Annotated in this window: 16 protein-coding genes; 12 read left to right on the forward strand and 4 right to left on the reverse strand. The window is 66.7% G+C overall.

Translation table 11 applies throughout. The features are described 5' to 3' along the window. Positions 1–68 precede the first annotated feature (68 nt). Genes QUE25_RS05890 through deoC form a run of 3 tightly spaced genes read left to right on the forward strand, consistent with a single transcriptional unit; the run spans position 69 to position 2,966 of the window. On the forward strand, positions 69–797 hold the full coding sequence (locus QUE25_RS05890) for a response regulator transcription factor (RefSeq protein ID WP_286268218.1): 729 nt from the start codon (positions 69–71) through the stop codon (positions 795–797). Continuing rightward, positions 775–2,289: a sensor histidine kinase gene (locus tag QUE25_RS05895; RefSeq protein WP_286268219.1), complete on the forward strand. Its 1,515-nt coding sequence runs from the start codon at positions 775–777 to the stop codon at positions 2,287–2,289. Before QUE25_RS05890 ends, QUE25_RS05895 begins: the two co-directional genes overlap by 23 nt. A gap of 20 nt (positions 2,290–2,309) precedes the next feature. Beyond that, complete coding sequence (gene deoC / locus QUE25_RS05900; RefSeq protein ID WP_286268220.1) at positions 2,310–2,966, forward strand: deoxyribose-phosphate aldolase; 657 nt, start codon at positions 2,310–2,312, stop codon at positions 2,964–2,966. A gap of 2 nt (positions 2,967–2,968) precedes the next feature. Here deoC and QUE25_RS05905 read toward each other — a convergent pair whose 3' ends face one another. Genes QUE25_RS05905 through QUE25_RS05915 form a run of 3 tightly spaced genes read right to left on the reverse strand, consistent with a single transcriptional unit; the run spans position 2,969 to position 4,935 of the window. Further along, the gene (locus tag QUE25_RS05905; protein WP_286268221.1) at positions 2,969–3,586 is read right to left on the reverse strand and encodes an energy-coupling factor transporter transmembrane component T family protein; all 618 of its coding nucleotides are present in this window, start codon (positions 3,584–3,586) and stop codon (positions 2,969–2,971) included. Further along, complete coding sequence (locus tag QUE25_RS05910) at positions 3,586–4,281, reverse strand: energy-coupling factor ABC transporter ATP-binding protein (protein WP_286268222.1); 696 nt, start codon at positions 4,279–4,281, stop codon at positions 3,586–3,588. Before QUE25_RS05910 ends, QUE25_RS05905 begins: the two co-directional genes overlap by 1 nt. Positions 4,282–4,296: 15 nt before the next feature. Then, positions 4,297–4,935 carry a biotin transporter BioY gene (locus QUE25_RS05915; protein WP_286268223.1) on the reverse strand — a complete coding sequence of 213 codons (639 nt, stop codon included), beginning with the start codon at positions 4,933–4,935 and terminating at the stop codon, positions 4,297–4,299. Positions 4,936–5,124: 189 nt separating this feature from the next. Between QUE25_RS05915 and QUE25_RS05920 the strand changes: the two genes are divergently transcribed. From QUE25_RS05920 to QUE25_RS05950, 7 genes are all read left to right on the forward strand, one after another. Beyond that, positions 5,125–6,630, forward strand: coding sequence for a cytochrome ubiquinol oxidase subunit I (locus QUE25_RS05920; RefSeq protein ID WP_286268224.1), 1,506 nt, complete (start codon positions 5,125–5,127; stop codon positions 6,628–6,630). A 20-nt stretch (positions 6,631–6,650) separates the two neighbouring features. Then, complete coding sequence (gene cydB, locus QUE25_RS05925; protein ID WP_286268225.1) at positions 6,651–7,745, forward strand: cytochrome d ubiquinol oxidase subunit II; 1,095 nt, start codon at positions 6,651–6,653, stop codon at positions 7,743–7,745. 59 nt (positions 7,746–7,804) lie between these two features. Next, on the forward strand, positions 7,805–9,448 hold the full coding sequence (gene cydD, locus QUE25_RS05930) for a thiol reductant ABC exporter subunit CydD (protein WP_286268502.1): 1,644 nt from the start codon (positions 7,805–7,807) through the stop codon (positions 9,446–9,448). Beyond that, positions 9,441–11,051, forward strand: coding sequence for a thiol reductant ABC exporter subunit CydC (gene cydC, locus QUE25_RS05935; protein WP_286268503.1), 1,611 nt, complete (start codon positions 9,441–9,443; stop codon positions 11,049–11,051). Before cydD ends, cydC begins: the two co-directional genes overlap by 8 nt. 165 nt (positions 11,052–11,216) lie before the next feature. Beyond that, positions 11,217–11,861, forward strand: coding sequence for an NADPH-dependent F420 reductase (locus QUE25_RS05940; protein ID WP_286268226.1), 645 nt, complete (start codon positions 11,217–11,219; stop codon positions 11,859–11,861). A gap of 58 nt (positions 11,862–11,919) precedes the next feature. Next, positions 11,920–12,360, forward strand: a complete 441-nt coding sequence (locus tag QUE25_RS05945) for a hypothetical protein (protein ID WP_286268227.1) — start codon at positions 11,920–11,922, stop codon at positions 12,358–12,360. Then, a complete protein-coding gene (locus QUE25_RS05950) occupies positions 12,360–12,647 on the forward strand; it encodes an SHOCT domain-containing protein (protein ID WP_286268228.1) in 288 nt (95 codons plus the stop codon). The genes QUE25_RS05945 and QUE25_RS05950 overlap by 1 nt, the downstream gene beginning before the upstream one ends. A 53-nt stretch (positions 12,648–12,700) precedes the next feature. Here QUE25_RS05950 and QUE25_RS05955 read toward each other — a convergent pair whose 3' ends face one another. Continuing rightward, positions 12,701–13,540, reverse strand: a complete 840-nt coding sequence (locus QUE25_RS05955; protein WP_286268229.1) for an Fpg/Nei family DNA glycosylase — start codon at positions 13,538–13,540, stop codon at positions 12,701–12,703. Between the two features lie 67 nt (positions 13,541–13,607). On the opposite strand from QUE25_RS05955, the gene QUE25_RS05960 reads away from it, so the two are divergent. Further along, positions 13,608–13,913, forward strand: a complete 306-nt coding sequence (locus tag QUE25_RS05960) for a thiamine-binding protein (protein ID WP_286268230.1) — start codon at positions 13,608–13,610, stop codon at positions 13,911–13,913. A gap of 323 nt (positions 13,914–14,236) precedes the next feature. Beyond that, positions 14,237–15,871 carry an NAD(P)-binding protein gene (locus QUE25_RS05965; RefSeq protein WP_286268231.1) on the forward strand — a complete coding sequence of 545 codons (1,635 nt, stop codon included), beginning with the start codon at positions 14,237–14,239 and terminating at the stop codon, positions 15,869–15,871. The last annotated feature ends 13 nt before the right edge of the window (positions 15,872–15,884 follow it).

Consider the following 15,884-nt stretch of genomic DNA (forward strand, 5'->3'; position numbering starts at 1 on the left):
CCAAGACGCACAGCTGATCCACAGCCGATCCACATCCAAACCTGTGCAAAGACTGTCATTCTGCTGTCATGGCGAACCAGAATACCGAGCACCTGACCCGTCCCGACGGCACGCCATTACGCGTGCTCGCCGTGGACGATGAACCCAGCCTGACCGAACTGTTGAGCATGGCGCTGCGCTACGAGGGCTGGAACGCCCGCACCGCCGGCACCGGCACCGAGGCCGTGCGGACCGCCCGCGAGTTCCAGCCCGACGCGATCGTGCTCGACATGATGCTGCCCGACTTCGACGGGCTCGAAGTGATGCGCAAGGTGCGCGCTGATCAACCCGACGTACCGGTCATCTTCCTCACCGCGAAGGACGCCGTCGCCGACCGGGTCGCCGGGCTGACCGCCGGCGGCGACGACTACGTCACCAAGCCGTTCAGCCTGGAAGAGGTGATTGCGCGGCTGCGGGCCCTGATGCGGCGAAGCGGGGCCGCGTCCCGGCGGCCGGACGCCCAGCTGGTGGTCGGCGACCTCATCATGGACGAGGACACCCACGAGGTCTCCCGCGGTGGCGAGCCGATTCATCTGACCGCCACGGAGTTCGAGTTGCTGCGCTTCATGATGCGCAACCCGCGCCGGGTGCTGTCCAAGGCTCAGATTCTCGACCGGGTCTGGAACTATGACTTCGGTGGACAGGCCAACGTCGTGGAGTTGTATATCAGCTACCTGCGCAAGAAGATCGATGTGGGCAGGCAGCCGATGATCCACACCTTGCGGGGGGCCGGATATGTCCTCAAGTCGGCGGGCTAACCAGACACTCAAACGACAACTGGTCGTCCGGATCACGCTGATCGTCACCGTGGTCTGCATCCTGTTGTCCGCCTGCTCAGCCCTGCTGGTCTCGCGCATCCTCACCACCAAACTCGATCAGCAGTTGCTCTACGCGATCAATGCGACGGAGAACCGCCCGCAAGGCCCCGACGCTCAGAATCGGTTCGACCCGACGGACGGCGGTGGGCTGCGGCTGGGAGGTCTGCCGGTCGGCAGCATCTCGCTGGCGATCTCCTCGTCCGGGGTGGTGCGCAGTTCGATCATCTGGGAGTACGGCAGCACCATCCCCGACGCCGGACAGCTGGAGGTGCTGCTCGATCTGCCGCGGGACGGTATCGTGCGGTCAGTCCGGATAGAAGGACTCGGCAGGTATCAGGCGGTCGCCGTGACAAGCACCGGCAGCACCGGGACGACCACGATGGCGGTGGCCGCTCCCACCGCAGCCAATGATGCGATCGTCGCGTCCATGTTGTGGATCGAACTCGGCCTGATCATCCTGGCAGCCGCTGCCGCTGCCGGAATCTCGACGGTCGTTGTGAAGAACTCGCTGCGTCCGCTGACTCGTCTGGCCGACACCGCGACGCAGGTCGCGGCGCTGCCACTGGAATCCGGCGAGGTCGCCATCGATGTGCGGGTGCCCCGCTCGCAAGCCGCCGAGCAGAGCGAGGTCGGACGCGTGAGCGCCGCCTTCAACTCGATGCTCGACAATGTCGAGACCTCGCTGCAGGCCAGGCAGGCCTCCGAGACCAAGGTGCGCCAGTTCGTCGCCGACGCCAGCCACGAACTGCGCAATCCGCTCGCGTCGATTCGCGGCTATGCGGAGCTGACCCGGCGCGGGCGTGAGGAGTTGCCCGCCGATACCGTTTTCGCGCTTGGGCGCATCGAATCCGAATCGCAGCGGATGAGCCGGCTGGTGGAGCAGATGCTGCTGCTGGCCCGACTCGACAACGATCCGGCAGCTGCCCGCGACCAGGTCGATCTCAGCGAGGTGACCCTGAACGCGGTCAGTGATGCACGGGCCGCCGGCCCCGATCACCACTGGCGGGTCCAGGTGCCCGATGAGCCGGTCATGATCTCGGGTGATGCCGGACAGGTGCAGCAGGTGATGGTCAATCTGCTGGGCAACGCCCGCAAGCACACCCCCGCCGGGACGACGGTGACGACCTCGGTCAGCGCCGACGACGGCTGGGCCCGCATCGAGGTGGCCGACAATGGGCCCGGCATCCCGCCTGCGCTCACCGGACAGATCTTCGAACGGTTCACCAAGGCCGACGCGGCTCGCGCACACGACGCCGAGGGCTCCACCGGGCTGGGCCTGGCGATCGTCGCCGCCGTGGCGACTGCCCATGGCGGTCGCGTGGAGGTCGAGTCCCGGCCGGCTACCGAGACCGAGCCCGGCTACTCCCGGTTCATCGTCCGGCTGCCCCTGACGACGACAGCCGAGCCGTCGGATTCGCAGCCGACCGCGTGATCTTGGGCCAAAGTAGGGTCATGGAACCGACTCGCGCCGACCTGGCCCACTACCTCGATCACACGCTACTGAAGACCGATGCGACCGCCGACGACGTGCGACGGGCAGCGGCCGAAGCAGTGCGGCTCGGGGTCTTTGCGCTGTGCGTCTCGCCCAATATGATCCCGCTCGACGTCGATCTGGGTCAGGTGAGGCTGGCCACGGTCTGCGGCTTTCCCTCCGGCAAGCACACCGCCCACGTCAAGGCGGCCGAGGCGCGTCAGGCGGTGGCCGCGGGTGCCGACGAGGTCGACATGGTGATCGACATCGGCCTGCTGAAGGCCGGACGCGATGATGACCTGATCGCCGAGATTGCTGCGGTGAAACGCGAGATTCCCGGAGTACTCAAGTTGATCGTCGAGTCGGCCCGGCTCAGTGACGATCAACTCGTGGTGGCCTGCCAGGCCGCCGAGGAGGCCGGCGCGGACTTCGTCAAGACGTCTACGGGTTTCGATCCGGCAGGTGGCGCGAGCATCCACGCAGTGCGGTTGATGGCCCGGACGGTGGGCGGACGCCTGGGCATCAAGGCCTCCGGCGGAATCCGCGACTATGCCACGGCGATCGCGATGATCGAGGCGGGTGCCACCCGGATCGGCTGCTCGGCATCGGCCCAGATTCTGGCCGGCGCACATTCGTGAGCTCAGTCGTCGAAGCCCCGCGCCGCCAGGGCATCACCGATCGCATCGGCATCGCGCAGCGCGCGCACCAGCAACGGCACCGCGAATGCCCGGACGCTGTGGGTGGCGGCACGGGCGATCTGCGCCTCCCGCACCTCACGAGCCAGCCCCGCGACCACCGGCACGCATCGGATACCCAGCATCAGGGTGAGGCCGACACGTTCGGGGTCAACCCCGAACCTGCGCAGCGGCCCCACGGCTCTGACCGCAGCCTCGATGAGCCCGCTCATCGGCGTGGTCAGCGTGATCAGACCGGCCGCTGCGACCAGGATGGCGATCGTTCCCGGCACGGCTATCGCACGTTGCCAGCCGAATGACCACCAGTTCATGGCGGTGATGAAGACCAGCAGCCAGATCATCGGACGAAGCTGCTTGAGCATCAGGCCGACCGGGAATCCCGCCGCCAGGTAGCCCAGCAGCACCACGACCAGCACTGCCAGCACCAGCCACCAGCGCGACTGCACCCAGATCGAGCAGACGCCCAGAACCACCAGTCCGAGCAGTTTTACCCAGGCCGGGGCGCGGTGCACGACCGAGGAGCCCTGACGGTAGAGCCCGAGGGTGTTGATGCCGATCGCCATCAGGCGTCCATCAGCTTGCGGTAGTGCGCCAGCGCCTCGGCGGGCGCGGCGTCGGCCACCAGATGCCCCGAATCGAAGACCAGCACCCGATCGAAGTCCTCCAGCAGATACAGGTGATGGGTGGCCAGCACCACGGTCTGCGGCAGTTCGCGGATCACTCGTCCGATCATCTTGGCGTTGCGTAGATCGAGCAGCGTGGTCGGCTCGTCCATGATGATCAGCTGGGGTGAGGTGATCAGCACCGAGGCCAGCGCGAGCAACTGCTTCTGCCCGCCCGACAGCAGGTGGGCCGGGTGGTCGCGGTGGCCGCTCAGCCCGAAGTGGGCGAGCAGTTCGTCCACCCGGGCGGAGATCTCCGGCTTGCTCAGCCCGGATTTGCGCAGCCCGAAGGCGACGTCCTCGGCCACCGTCGGCATGATGATCTGGGTATCCGGATCGGTGAACAGAAAACCGGCGAGCTTACGGACCTTGGCGGCCGAGGCCGCGGTGTCCAGGCCGTTGACCCGGATCCTGCCCTGGCTGGGGATGAGAAGCGCGTTGAGCATCCGGACGAAGGTCGACTTGCCCGAGCCGTTGTGCCCGACCACGCCGATCCGCTGTTCGACCAGGTCAGCGTTGATGTCGTCGAGTACCTGACGCGACAGCGGCCCCTGACCGTAGCGGTGGCCGACGTGATCGACTTCTATATGCACCACAACGTGTCAGCGTACTCAGGCCTGCTGGCCACTCGCCGGCGCTGCTTCGGCGGAGACGGAGTCGGCCGCGGGCTGCTCGGCGGTCTCCGAATGCCAGGGCAACATGCCCGGCACGGCGGTGTGAACACCCTTCGCGACCAACGTGGCGAGGACGACTTTGGTCAGGTCGCCGGGCAGATACGGCAGGTTGCCGATCAGCGCCTGCGAGAAGGTCAGCTTGCCGGAGATCATCAGGCCGGGGATGCCCAGGGCATACATGATCACCAGGCCGCCGATCACGGTGATGATCAGTCCCTTCCACACCGAGTACGGGGCACCCACCCGGTAGGTGGCCCAGCCGACGAACCAGGCGCAGACCACGAACCCCACGATGAAGCCCCACGAGGGACCGAAGAAGACGCCGAGGCCTCCCCGGCCGCCCGACAGCAGCGGAAGACCCAGAGCCACCAGCGCGAGGAACAACAGCTGCGAGAATGCGCCGCGGCGTCCGCCCAGGATCGCCCCGGCCAGCATCGGGCCAAGCGATTGCGCGGTGATCGGCACCGGCGAGATCGGAACATACAGCGGCGGGATGAGGCCGAGTGCCGCGGTGACACCCGCGAAGACGGCGATCAGGGCAAGATCGCGGGCGGGCTGGGACGGTTGACTGCTCATGCGCGGTGACCTTTCGGGAAAAGAACGGGATCACTTTAACACCGTTCAATCCGAGGCCCTTAACAGGGTTCAATTAGAGAACTTGCCAGTTGCACAAGAAGGCCCCTTATATCACCTTGGGGTGAAACAGACACCACCGGGGTTCCCAAAAACTATGATCATGCCCTGACTTGGGTGTAAGTTCGCGGCATGGACGCACAGGTACTCGCGCGTTGGCAGTTCGGGATCACCACTGTCTACCACTTCTTCTTCGTGCCAATGACCATCGGGACCAGCTGGATGGTCGCGATTCTGCAGACCCGATGGCTGCGCACTGGAGACGATCAATGGTTGCGCCTCACCAAGTTTTTCTCGAAGCTTTTCCTCATCAACTTCGCGGCGGGCGTGGTCACCGGCATCGTGCAGGAGTTCCAGTTCGGTATGAACTGGTCGGAGTACTCCCGCTTCGTCGGCGATATCTTCGGCGCGCCGCTGGCTCTCGAAGCCCTGGTCGCCTTCTTCTTGGAGTCGACGTTCATCGGTCTGTGGATCTTCGGCTGGGACCGGCTGCCGCGCGTCCTGCACAACCTGTGCATGTACCTGGTCGCGCTGGGTAGCACCATCTCGGCGATCTTCATCCTGGCCGCGAACACCTTCATGCAGAACCCGGTCGGCGCCACCTACCGCAACGGGCGCGCCGAGCTGGCCGATTTCACCGCGCTGTTCACCAATCCGTTCTTCCTGGTCACCTTCCCGCACCAGATCGCCGCGTCCTTCATGGTCGCCGGTGGCCTGCTGGCCGGGGTCGGCTGCTGGAAGCTCGCCAAGAACCACCGCGACGCACCCGAGGGCACCGTTCATCCCGATGACGAGGCCTGGCGCAAGTCGTCGCGGATGGGCGCCTGGGTGATGATCGTGGCAGCCCTTGCCGTATTCGGCACCGGCCATGCACAGGCGCAGATCGAGGCCGAGCTGCAGCCGATGAAGCTGGCGGCGTCCGAGGGCCTGCTCGACACCACCCAGGGCGCAGGATTCGCGATCGTCGGCATCTACACCCAAGAGCGCGACAACCAGGGCATCACCCGGGTCACCGAGGTGTGGAGCTTCGAAGTTCCCTATGCGTTGAGCATCCTGGCCTTCAATGACCCCAATGCCGAGGTCATGGGCATCAATGACCTGACTGAGCAGTACCTGGCCGATGGCATCCGAGATGTCAACGGCAACCGGACCCAGCTGCAAGAAGAGTTCTCCAGTCAACTGGCCCAGCTGAGCGTCGATCCGGTACCGAATGTGATGATCGCGTTCTACAGCTTCCGGTTGATGATCGGCTTGGGCACCTTGGCCATGCTGATCGGCGTGCTGATCTTGTGGTTCACCCGCAAGGGCCACTACCCACCCACCAACAAGATCTGGCAGTACACGATGGGCGCGTTGCCGTTCATGCCGCTGTTCGCCAACTCCTTCGGGTGGATCCTGACCGAGATGGGCCGCCAGCCATGGATCGTCTACGGGGTGCTGCCCACCTGGACGGCCAACTCGCCCACCGTCAGCGCCGGCCAGGTGATCTTCAGCATGACCGCCTTCACCTTGGTCTACGGCATTATCGCGGTACTGGTGCTGAAGCTCTTCTTCACCTATATCGCCAAGGGTCTGCCTGACGTGACCCCACCCGAGGTGTCCAAGGACACCGACCAGCCCATGTCGTTCGCCTACTGAGTTAGAGGAGATTACTCACCATGTCGCACGACCAACTGATCATCTTGTGGTTCCTCCTGGTGGCGGTGCTGTGGATCGGCTTCTTCTTCCTCGAGGGTTTCGATTTCGGGGTGGCGATGCTCTACCCGGTCATCGGTAAGGATCCGACCGAACGTCGCGTCATGATCAACACGATCGGCCCGACCTGGGACGGCAACGAGGTCTGGCTGCTCACCGCCGGCGGCGCGATGTTCGCCGCCTTCCCGGGGTGGTATTCGACCTTGTTCAGCGGACTCTACGTGCCGCTGCTGCTGGTCCTGCTGGGGCTGATCGTCCGCGGGGTCTCGTTCGAGTACCGCGCCCTGATGCCGGACGACAACTGGCGCGACACCTTTGACACCTGCTCGACGGTCGGCTCACTGATCGTCCCGCTGGTCTTCGGTATCGGCTTCGCCAACATGTGGAAGGGCATCCCGGTCGACGGGCAGCCACCTCTGATGAGCGGCGGATTCTGGAGCCTGTTCAGCCCGTTCGCGCTGCTCGGCGGCGTGATGCTCGTGATCTTGTTCATGGTGCACGGCGCGGTCTTCCTCTGCCTCAAGACTGCCGGCTCGGTGCGCACCAAGGCCAACGGCGTGATCAAGCTGCTGGGCCCGATCGCAGTCGTGCTGCTCGCCACCTTCGTCATCTTCGGAAACGTGCTGTACCCGGCGGCCAATAACCACAATCTCGGTTCCGGAGCCTCGATCGCGATGTGGGTCACCGGTCTGCTGGCGGTGGCCGCTGCCGGCTTCGCGGTTCTGATGCACAGCGAGTCGGGAGTTCAGCGGCGCGAGAATCTTGCGTTCCTGGGCACCGGGGTTGCGATCATCTTGTTGTTCGTCACCATCTTCATCAAGATGTTCGGGACGCTGGGCTTCGCGCCCACTGCCGGGACGAATTTCGACATGTGGATCGCGGCCAGCTCGCCGGCCACGTTGCGGCTGATGAGCTTCGCGGCCCTGGTGGGCGTGCCGATCGTGCTCGCCTACACGATCTGGAGCTACCACGTCTTCCGCCGCCGCCTGTCCGTGGCGAATATGCCGCCTGAGCCCGGCTCGGCGAAGCTGGCCAAGGCTCAGGCCGCGAAGGGCTGATCTTGGCGCCACCTCTCGATCCGCGTCTTGTCAAGCGTGCGACGGCGACCAGGGGTTTCCTGGTCGCCGTCGTGCTGACCGGCATCGCCAACGCCTGCTGCATCATCGTACAGGCGTGGCTGATCGCCCACGCCGTGGCGGGCGTCTTCGGTTCCGGGTCCACGGTCTTTCCCGGTCCGCTGCCGGGCTTCGGCGCCTACCTCGCGGCGCTGGCCGCGGTCTTCGTCGTCCGCGCGGGACTCAGCTGGCTGAATCCCTGGCTTGCTCACCGGGCTTCCGCGTCCGTGAAATCACAGCTGCGTGCCGATCTGATGGCGGCCCGGCTGACCAACCCGCTGGACGCCTCGACCCCGTCCAGCACCCTGATTCACCTGGCCACCCAGGGCCTCGATGCGCTCGACGGGTACTTCTCGAAGTACCTTCCGCAGCTGGTGATGGCCGCCTTCATCCCGCTGCTGATTCTTGCCGTGGTTGCAGGCCAAGACGGTGAATCGGCACTGATCATCGCAGTCACACTGCCGCTGATCCCGCTGTTCATGGCGTTGATCGGCATCACCACCCGCGAACAGGTCAACCGGCGATTGAAGTACCAGAACCGGTTGGCCAACCATTTCGCCGATCTGGTCACCGGGCTGCCCACCCTGCAGGTCTTCGGACGCGCCCGCAGCCAGCTCAAGGGGCTGAGGATCACCGAGCAGCGCTCGCGGATCGAGACCATGAAGACCCTGCGGATCGCCTTCCTGTCCGGCGGAGTGCTGGAACTGCTGGCGACGTTGTCGGTAGCTCTGGTCGCGGTCACCGTCGGTTTCCGGGTGGTGGCCGGCGACCTGGACCTGACGACCGCGCTGTTCATCCTGGTGCTGGCCCCGGAGGCCTACCTACCGGTCAGGCTGGTCGGCGTTCACTTTCATGATTCGGCCGACGGCACGGCGGCAGCCGATGCCGTCCTGCGCATCATCGAGGCCGCCGAGACCCCGCAGGCGCAGCCGGTGACCCCGCCCGCGCCGGGTGCCACCGAGATCGTCTTCGACCGGGTGAGCGTGCGCTATCCGGGCACCGACCGGGCATCGTTGGACAACCTGTCGTTCACCATGCGCCCCGGTGATGTGCTGGCCCTGGTCGGACGCTCGGGCGCCGGCAAATCGACCGCCCTGAATGTGCTGATGGGGTTCGTTCGACCGACCAGCGGGTCGGTTCGCGTCGGCGATGCCGATCTGAGCGAAGTCGACCTCGACGCCTGGCGGCGGCAGATCGCCTGGGTCGGGCAGAACCCGGGAATGCTGCGCGGGACCATCGCCTCCAATGTGCTTCTCGGCTATCCGGGGGCGACGAAGGCGCAGATCCGTGAGGCTCTGGACCGTGCCGGTGGCGAGGAGCTGGCGTTGGACCGGCCGATTGCCGATGATGGCGAGGGATTGTCGGCCGGTGAGCGACGCAGGGTGGCCCTCGCCCGGGCGCTGCTGCGTATCGAGTTCGGCGGCGCGCAGCTGCTCGTCCTGGACGAGCCGACGGCCGGCCTGGATCAGGCCACCGAAGCGCAGGCGGTCGCGGCCGTCCGCGCGGCCGGGGTCGGCGTGGTCGTGGTCAGCCACCGTGAGGCGTTGCTCAGGCTGGCCGACGAGATGGTTTCGGTCGGCGGCGATCGTGAGCAGACCGCTCCGGTCGGTGGCAACGAGGGGGTGGACGATGGCACCGATGCGTGATGTCTGGGCACTGGTCGTCCGGCTGCTCAACGGTGAACCGCGAGGCCGGCTTCGGCTGACGGTCTCGGTGCTGCTGGCCATCTTCGCCAGTGGCTGCTCGGTGGCACTGATGGGCGTGTCGGCCTGGCTGCTGAGCCGGGCGGCCGAGCATCCGCCGGTGCTGTATCTGCTGGCGGCCTCTGTCGGGGTGCGGTTCTTCGGTATCGGACGCGGAGTCGGCCGCTATCTCGAGCGGTTGACCGGCCACGATCTGGCACTGCGCATGCAGAGCGGACTTCGTGAACTCACCTATACCTCGCTCAGTCGCACGACGCTGCTGGGGCGGCGCTACGGCGACCTGCTGGTGCGGATCACCGCCGACGTCGAGGGCATCGTCGATCTGGTGGTGCGTGTCGTGCTGCCGTTCTGCTCGGCAGCCGTCGTCTTCCTGGGCACCAGCGCGATTCTGGCGATCTTCAACCCGCCCTTCGCGTTGGTCCTGCTGGCGATCTCGGTGTTCGCCGGGATCATCGTCCCCTGGCTGGCGGCGCGCTGGTCGCGGCAGGCCGATGAACGGGCGATCCCGGCGCGCGGTGAGCTCGCCGACAAGGTGCGCGAGATGGCTCTCGGAGCACCCGATCTGGTGGCCTACGGACTGGCCGACCGGGAGTTGACGGCGCTGGCCGCAATCGACTCGCAGCTGCGCACCAGCGAACGCGATGGTGCCTGGACGCGCGGGGTCGCCGAGGCCGTGCAGATGCTGGCGACCGGGTTGGCGGTGCTGGCCGCGCTGGCGATCGGGGCGCCGGCGGTCGAAAGCGGGGCAATGCTCGGACGCGATCTGGCGATCCTCGCGCTCGTCCCGCTGGCCCTGCACGAGGTCTACGCGGACTTCACCAAGTCGGCCCAGACGCTGACCCGCTCGCGGGCGGCGCTGGCGCGGGTGCTGGATGTCCTGCGGGCCGAACCCGTCGGCTCGGGAGACCGGGTGCCCGGTGAGGAATCTGCAACGTCGGAGTTGGTCCTGCACGAGGTCAGCGTCGGCTGGCCGGACGGTTCGGTGCTACTCGCCGGCGTCGACCTGACGGTCGGGCCCGGGCAGTCGGTGGCCCTGGTCGGCCCGTCGGGACTGGGCAAGACGACACTCGCGGCCACCATCATGGGGCTGATTCCCGCGCGGGCCGGGCAGCTGAGCGTGCCGGGTCGCGTCGGTTACCTGGCGCAGAATGCGCACATCTTCGCGACCACGCTGGCCGAGAACGTGCGGATCGGCAACAAGGACGCCACCGATGATCAGGTGCTCGAAGCGATGCACCAGGCCGGACTCCAGCTGGACCCGCAGCGGGAGGTCGGCGAGCAGGGCGCGACCCTGTCGGGCGGCGAGGCGCAGCGGGTGGCGCTGGCGCGGCTGCTCGTGGCCGGCGAGCGTCCGAGTCTGGTGATCCTGGACGAGCCAACCGAGCATCTCGACCGCGAGACCGCCGACGCCTTGCTGGACGATCTGTTCTCGTCCCTGTCGGATTCGGCGCTGCTGGTGATCACCCACGACCAGGACCTGATGGCCCGCTGCGCACGCGTGATCGACCTAACCCGCTGGGCCGTCTCCCCCGCCCTCCCCCGCTGACGCCCCCGCGCTGGCGCCCACCCCCGTTCCCGCGCCCCGAATCGGAGGTTGCGCCCGATATATCGGGCGCAACCTCCGATTTCCGGCGCGGGAAGTTGGTGGCGGCTCGAGCGGCGGCGGTCACACATCCGAAACGGGAGCGCCTGGAGTAGCGTTGGCGCCACTATGAGCAGGGTTCTGGGAGTCATCGGGGCTGGGAAACTCGGCGCCACCATCGGACGAGCCGCCGCCGACGCCGGCTGGCAGGTGCTCTTCTACGACGTGGCGCCCGCCGCGCAGGTGCAAGCTGCGGTGGCGGCGGCCTCGCCCGGCGCGAGGCTGGTGCGCCTGCCCGACCTCACCAAGGAGTCCGACATCGTGATGATCGCCGTGCCGTTCGGCATCGCGTGTCGCCTCGACCTTTCGCTGCTGGACGGCAAGGTCGTGCTCGACCCCACCAACCACTGGCCCGCGGTGGACGGCCCTGTCCCCGAACTCGATCACTGGAACGGGTCGACCAGCGCTCTGCTCGCCAGCCGGAACCCGCGGATGCGCCTGGTGAAGTCGCTCAACCACCTCAGCTATCACGACTTCACCTCGGACGCCCGGTCTGCCGGGGTGCATCCACGCCGTGCTGTCGCCGTGGCGTCCGACGATCCCGCGGCGCGGCAGGCGGTGGCCGAGCTGGTCGATGACATCGGCTTCGACCCGGTGCAGGTTCCGTTCGATCGAGCCAAGCTCTTGGAGCCCGATGGCCCGGTCTTCGGGCACTGGCTGGACATCGCGGGCATGCGCCAGGCGCTGTCGGCGACAAAGGTAGGTAACCCGTAGCGGGTGGCCAGGAGTCCGATCCTTGCTCCACCGGCCGGCGCAGCCACACAATTGTGATGTGGCTTCTCTGACATTTGCTGGACCGATCGGATATGCAGCCTTCGTGCTGCCCCGCGACGCCGATGCGGCACCGGCCTTGCAAGGACTCCTGGATCGTATCGACGCGGGCACCATCGAGTTGCTCGACCTTGAAATCCTCGCCCTCGGCGCCCACGGCGCCGCCGAGCGGCAACCAACCTCCGTGCTGCAGCACGGCGACAGCTTTGATCTCTCGGAGTTCGACGGGGCGCAATCAGACCTGCTCGACGCCGAGGACCTCGCCGCGCTGGGCGCCGAACTCAGCGACAGCGAGCTGGCCATCGTCATCATCTACGAGGACCGCGGTCTGGCTGGATTCGCCACGCAGGTGCAGGCACAGGGTGGACGCGAACTGTGGACCGGCGGTGTCGACATCTCCGAACTCGACACACTGGTCACCGAGTCCGAACAGGAGAACTGATGAGCATCCTCCGTACAGCCGCCCGGGCGTCGGTCGCCACCCGAGTGATCGGGAACACCCACCGCAGGCAGCAACAGCGCTGGGCCGCCGAAGATCAGGCGGCCGCCCAGCGGGCCGCCGCACAACAGGCGCCCGCTCCTGCCGCGCCCCCCGCACCCGCTGCTCCTGCCGCCGAAAGTGGCGACCTGCTGAGCAAGCTGACGCAGCTGGGCCAGCTGCGAGACTCCGGCGTCCTCACCGATGCCGAATTCGAGGCCCAGAAGGCGCGCATTCTCGCCGCTGGCTGAGCCCCCGCCCCACGATCCGAAGACTCCCCCTCGGAGGGGGACGACCAGGCACCTCACAGCTCCAGGCCGTGCCCGGCGCAACCCGCCGGCTGGCAGGCCGGGCACCAATAGAGGTTGCGTCCGGCCAAGGTCGCCCCCGAGACGGGAGTCCCGCACACCAGACACGGTTCGGCCAGCCGCCGGTAGACGTAGACCTCGCCGCCGTGGGCATCCACGCGGGGCGGGCGTCCCATCGCCTCGGGCAGGTGGGCATCGGCGACGGTGTCGATACGACCGGACGCGACCGCGTAGCGCATCAACTCCACCAGATCGGCCCACACCGAGTCGAAGACCGGACGAGGCAGTGCCTTCGCAGGCAGCAAGGGGTCGATGCCGTGGCGGAACAGCACCTCCGCGCGGAAGATGTTGCCGACTCCGGCGAAGACCTTCTGATCCATCAACAACACCGCGATCGGGCGGGCACTGGCCTGCACCTTGCGCCAGGCCCGTTCCGGATCGGCGTCGGCTCGCAGCGGATCGGGCCCCGATGACTGCACCACGGCTGCCCGCTCGGCGGGATCGATCAGCCGGCACCATTGCGGTCCACGCAGATCGGCGGCCTGTTGATCGGCCGAGATCCGCAGCCGCAGGGTCTGTGGGTGAGGCAGCACCGCCTCAACCGGCCCGAAGCGGAGCTTGCCGATCAGCCCCAGGTGAATCCACACCGTGCGGCCACCCTCGAAATCGATCAGCAGGTGCTTGCCGACGGCCTCCGCCGCGACCAGCCCGGTGCCGTCCAGCAGCTCGGCGGCAGCGGCGAACCGCCCTTGCGGGCTGGCCACCGCTACCCTCCGCTGCCCGAATCGCGACGACAGCCCCTCGCTCAGACGATGGATGACATGACCTTCGGGCACGCCCGCAAGCTTATGCGGACGGCCAGCCAGCGGCCCGCGGCTGCGGGAGCAGGCCTAGGCTGAAGGCATGCTGGTAGCTTTCTCGATCACTCCGTCAACTTCTGGCGAAGACGGCGCCGTTCACGACGCAGTCGCCGCGGCCGTCGAAGTCATCCGCGCCTCGGGCCTGCCCAATCACACCGATTCGATGTTCACCACCATCGAGGGCAGCTGGGACGAGTGCATGGCCGTCATCAAGAGTGCCTGCGATAGAGTCGGCGAATTCGCGCCGCGCGTGTCGCTGGTCCTCAAGGCCGACATCCGTCCCGGTTACAGCGGTGAACTGACCGGAAAGGTGGAACGCCTCGAAGCAGCCCTGAGGGACCGCGGCTGAGCGATCCGCCTCGCCATCGCACTGAGCGCCGAAAACTGAGCGCCGACAACTCCTGACAAATCCCCGCGGTGGCAGTGACAAAAGAGGCTGAAGCCTGCCCGGAAGCCGTCCCGACCCACGGTGCAGCAACCCGGTTGCCAGGGCCCGCCGCTAGCCAACTCAAACAAAGGATACCCTTACCGGACTAGGCATTTAACCCCGGGTAAAGTGACCTCGAAGACGCATTCGTGACAGGTGCGCGGTCGCAACTGGTGAGCGGAAGGGCAAATCGTTCCGTGCCGTCGATCGCACATCCGCCGATCAACGAGGCAGGGGTTTTTGCAATGACGGCGACTGATGGCCAACTCGATATCACCCAACTACCTGACTTAGCCGAGGGCACCGGACGTGTTGGGGCGGTGCGTACCCGCAGACCCGTCTATGTCGATCTGCTGCCGCCCTGCAACAACGCATGTCCGGCCGGCGAGAACATTCAGGAGTGGCTCCGGCTCATCAAGGAAGGTGAAGCCGAAGCCGCGTGGCGGCAGCTGACCCGCGACAATCCGTTCCCGGCGATCCATGGCCGGGTCTGCTACCACCCGTGCGAGGTGGCCTGCAACCGGCGTGAGCTCGACTCGTCGGTCTCGATCCACTCAGTCGAGCGATACCTCGGCGATGAGGCGATCGCGAACGGCTGGCGGTTCAACAAGCCCCGCAACAACACCGGCTACCGCGTCCTGGTCATCGGCGCCGGCCCCTCCGGCCTGTCGGCCGCCTACCACCTGGCGCGCGTCGGTCACGACGTCGAGATACACGATGCCGGCGAACTCCCGGGCGGCATGATGCGCTACGGCATTCCCGAGTACCGGCTGCCGCGCGATGTGGTCGATGCCGAGATCAAGCGCGTCGAAGACCTCGGCGTCAAGATCGTCCTCAATCACCCGGTGAAGGACCTGCTCGTCGAACAGCGCGAGGGCAACTTCGACGCGGTCTTCGTGGCGATCGGTGCCCACCTGTCGAAGCGAGTCGAGATCCCCAGCATGGACGCCGGCAAGATGGTCGACGCGGTCGACTTCCTGCGCGATGTCGCGTCCGGCGAGAAGCCGAAGATCGGACGCCGGGTGGCCGTCTACGGCGGCGGTAATACCGCCATGGACGCGGCCCGCGTCGCCCGCCGGATGGGCGCCGAAGAGGCTGTCATCATCTACCGCCGTAGCCAAGAGCAGATGCCCGCGCACGCCGACGAACTCGCCGAGGCCGAGCAAGAGGGTGTCAAGGTCCACTGGCTGCGCACGATCAACGAGGTCGCCGAGGACATCGAGGTCGAGGTCATGGAACTCGACGAGTGGGGCAAGCCGCACGGCACCGGCAGGTTCGAGAAGCTGCCCGCCGACACCGTCATCATGGCGGTCGGCCAGATCGCCGATACCGGCTTCCTGCGCAACATCCCCGGACTGCGTTTCACCGACGATGTCGTCCAGGTCGACCCCGCCACCTTGATGACCGACGTCCCGGGCATCTTCGCCGGTGGCGACGCCGTCCCCTCCGAGCGCACCGTGACGGTCGGTACCGGGCACGGCAAGAAGGCCGCCAAGATGATCGACGCCTGGCTGAACCGGCGCCGGGTGATGCCGACCATCAAGCACCCGGTCGTCGGCTTCGACGATCTGCACCTGTGGTACTTCGGAGATCACCCGCGCAGCATCCAGTCCGAGCTCTCGCCCGATGAGCGTGTCAGCGATTTCGGTGAGGTCGTCAAGGGCCTGACCGCCGACGAGGCCGACTTCGAGGCCCGCCGCTGCCTGAGCTGCGGCAACTGCTTCGAATGCGACGGCTGCCTGGGCGCCTGCCCCGAAGATGCCGTCATCAAGCTCGGCAAGGGCCACCGGTACCGCTTTGACTATGAGAAATGCACGGGTTGTGCGACCTGTTACGACCAGTGTCCGGCACACGCCATCGAAATGATTGCGGAGAAGTGATGACTACCACAGC

This window comes from Brooklawnia propionicigenes, assembly GCF_030297015.1.
GTDB classification, from domain to species: Bacteria; Actinomycetota; Actinomycetes; order Propionibacteriales; family Propionibacteriaceae; genus Brooklawnia; species Brooklawnia propionicigenes.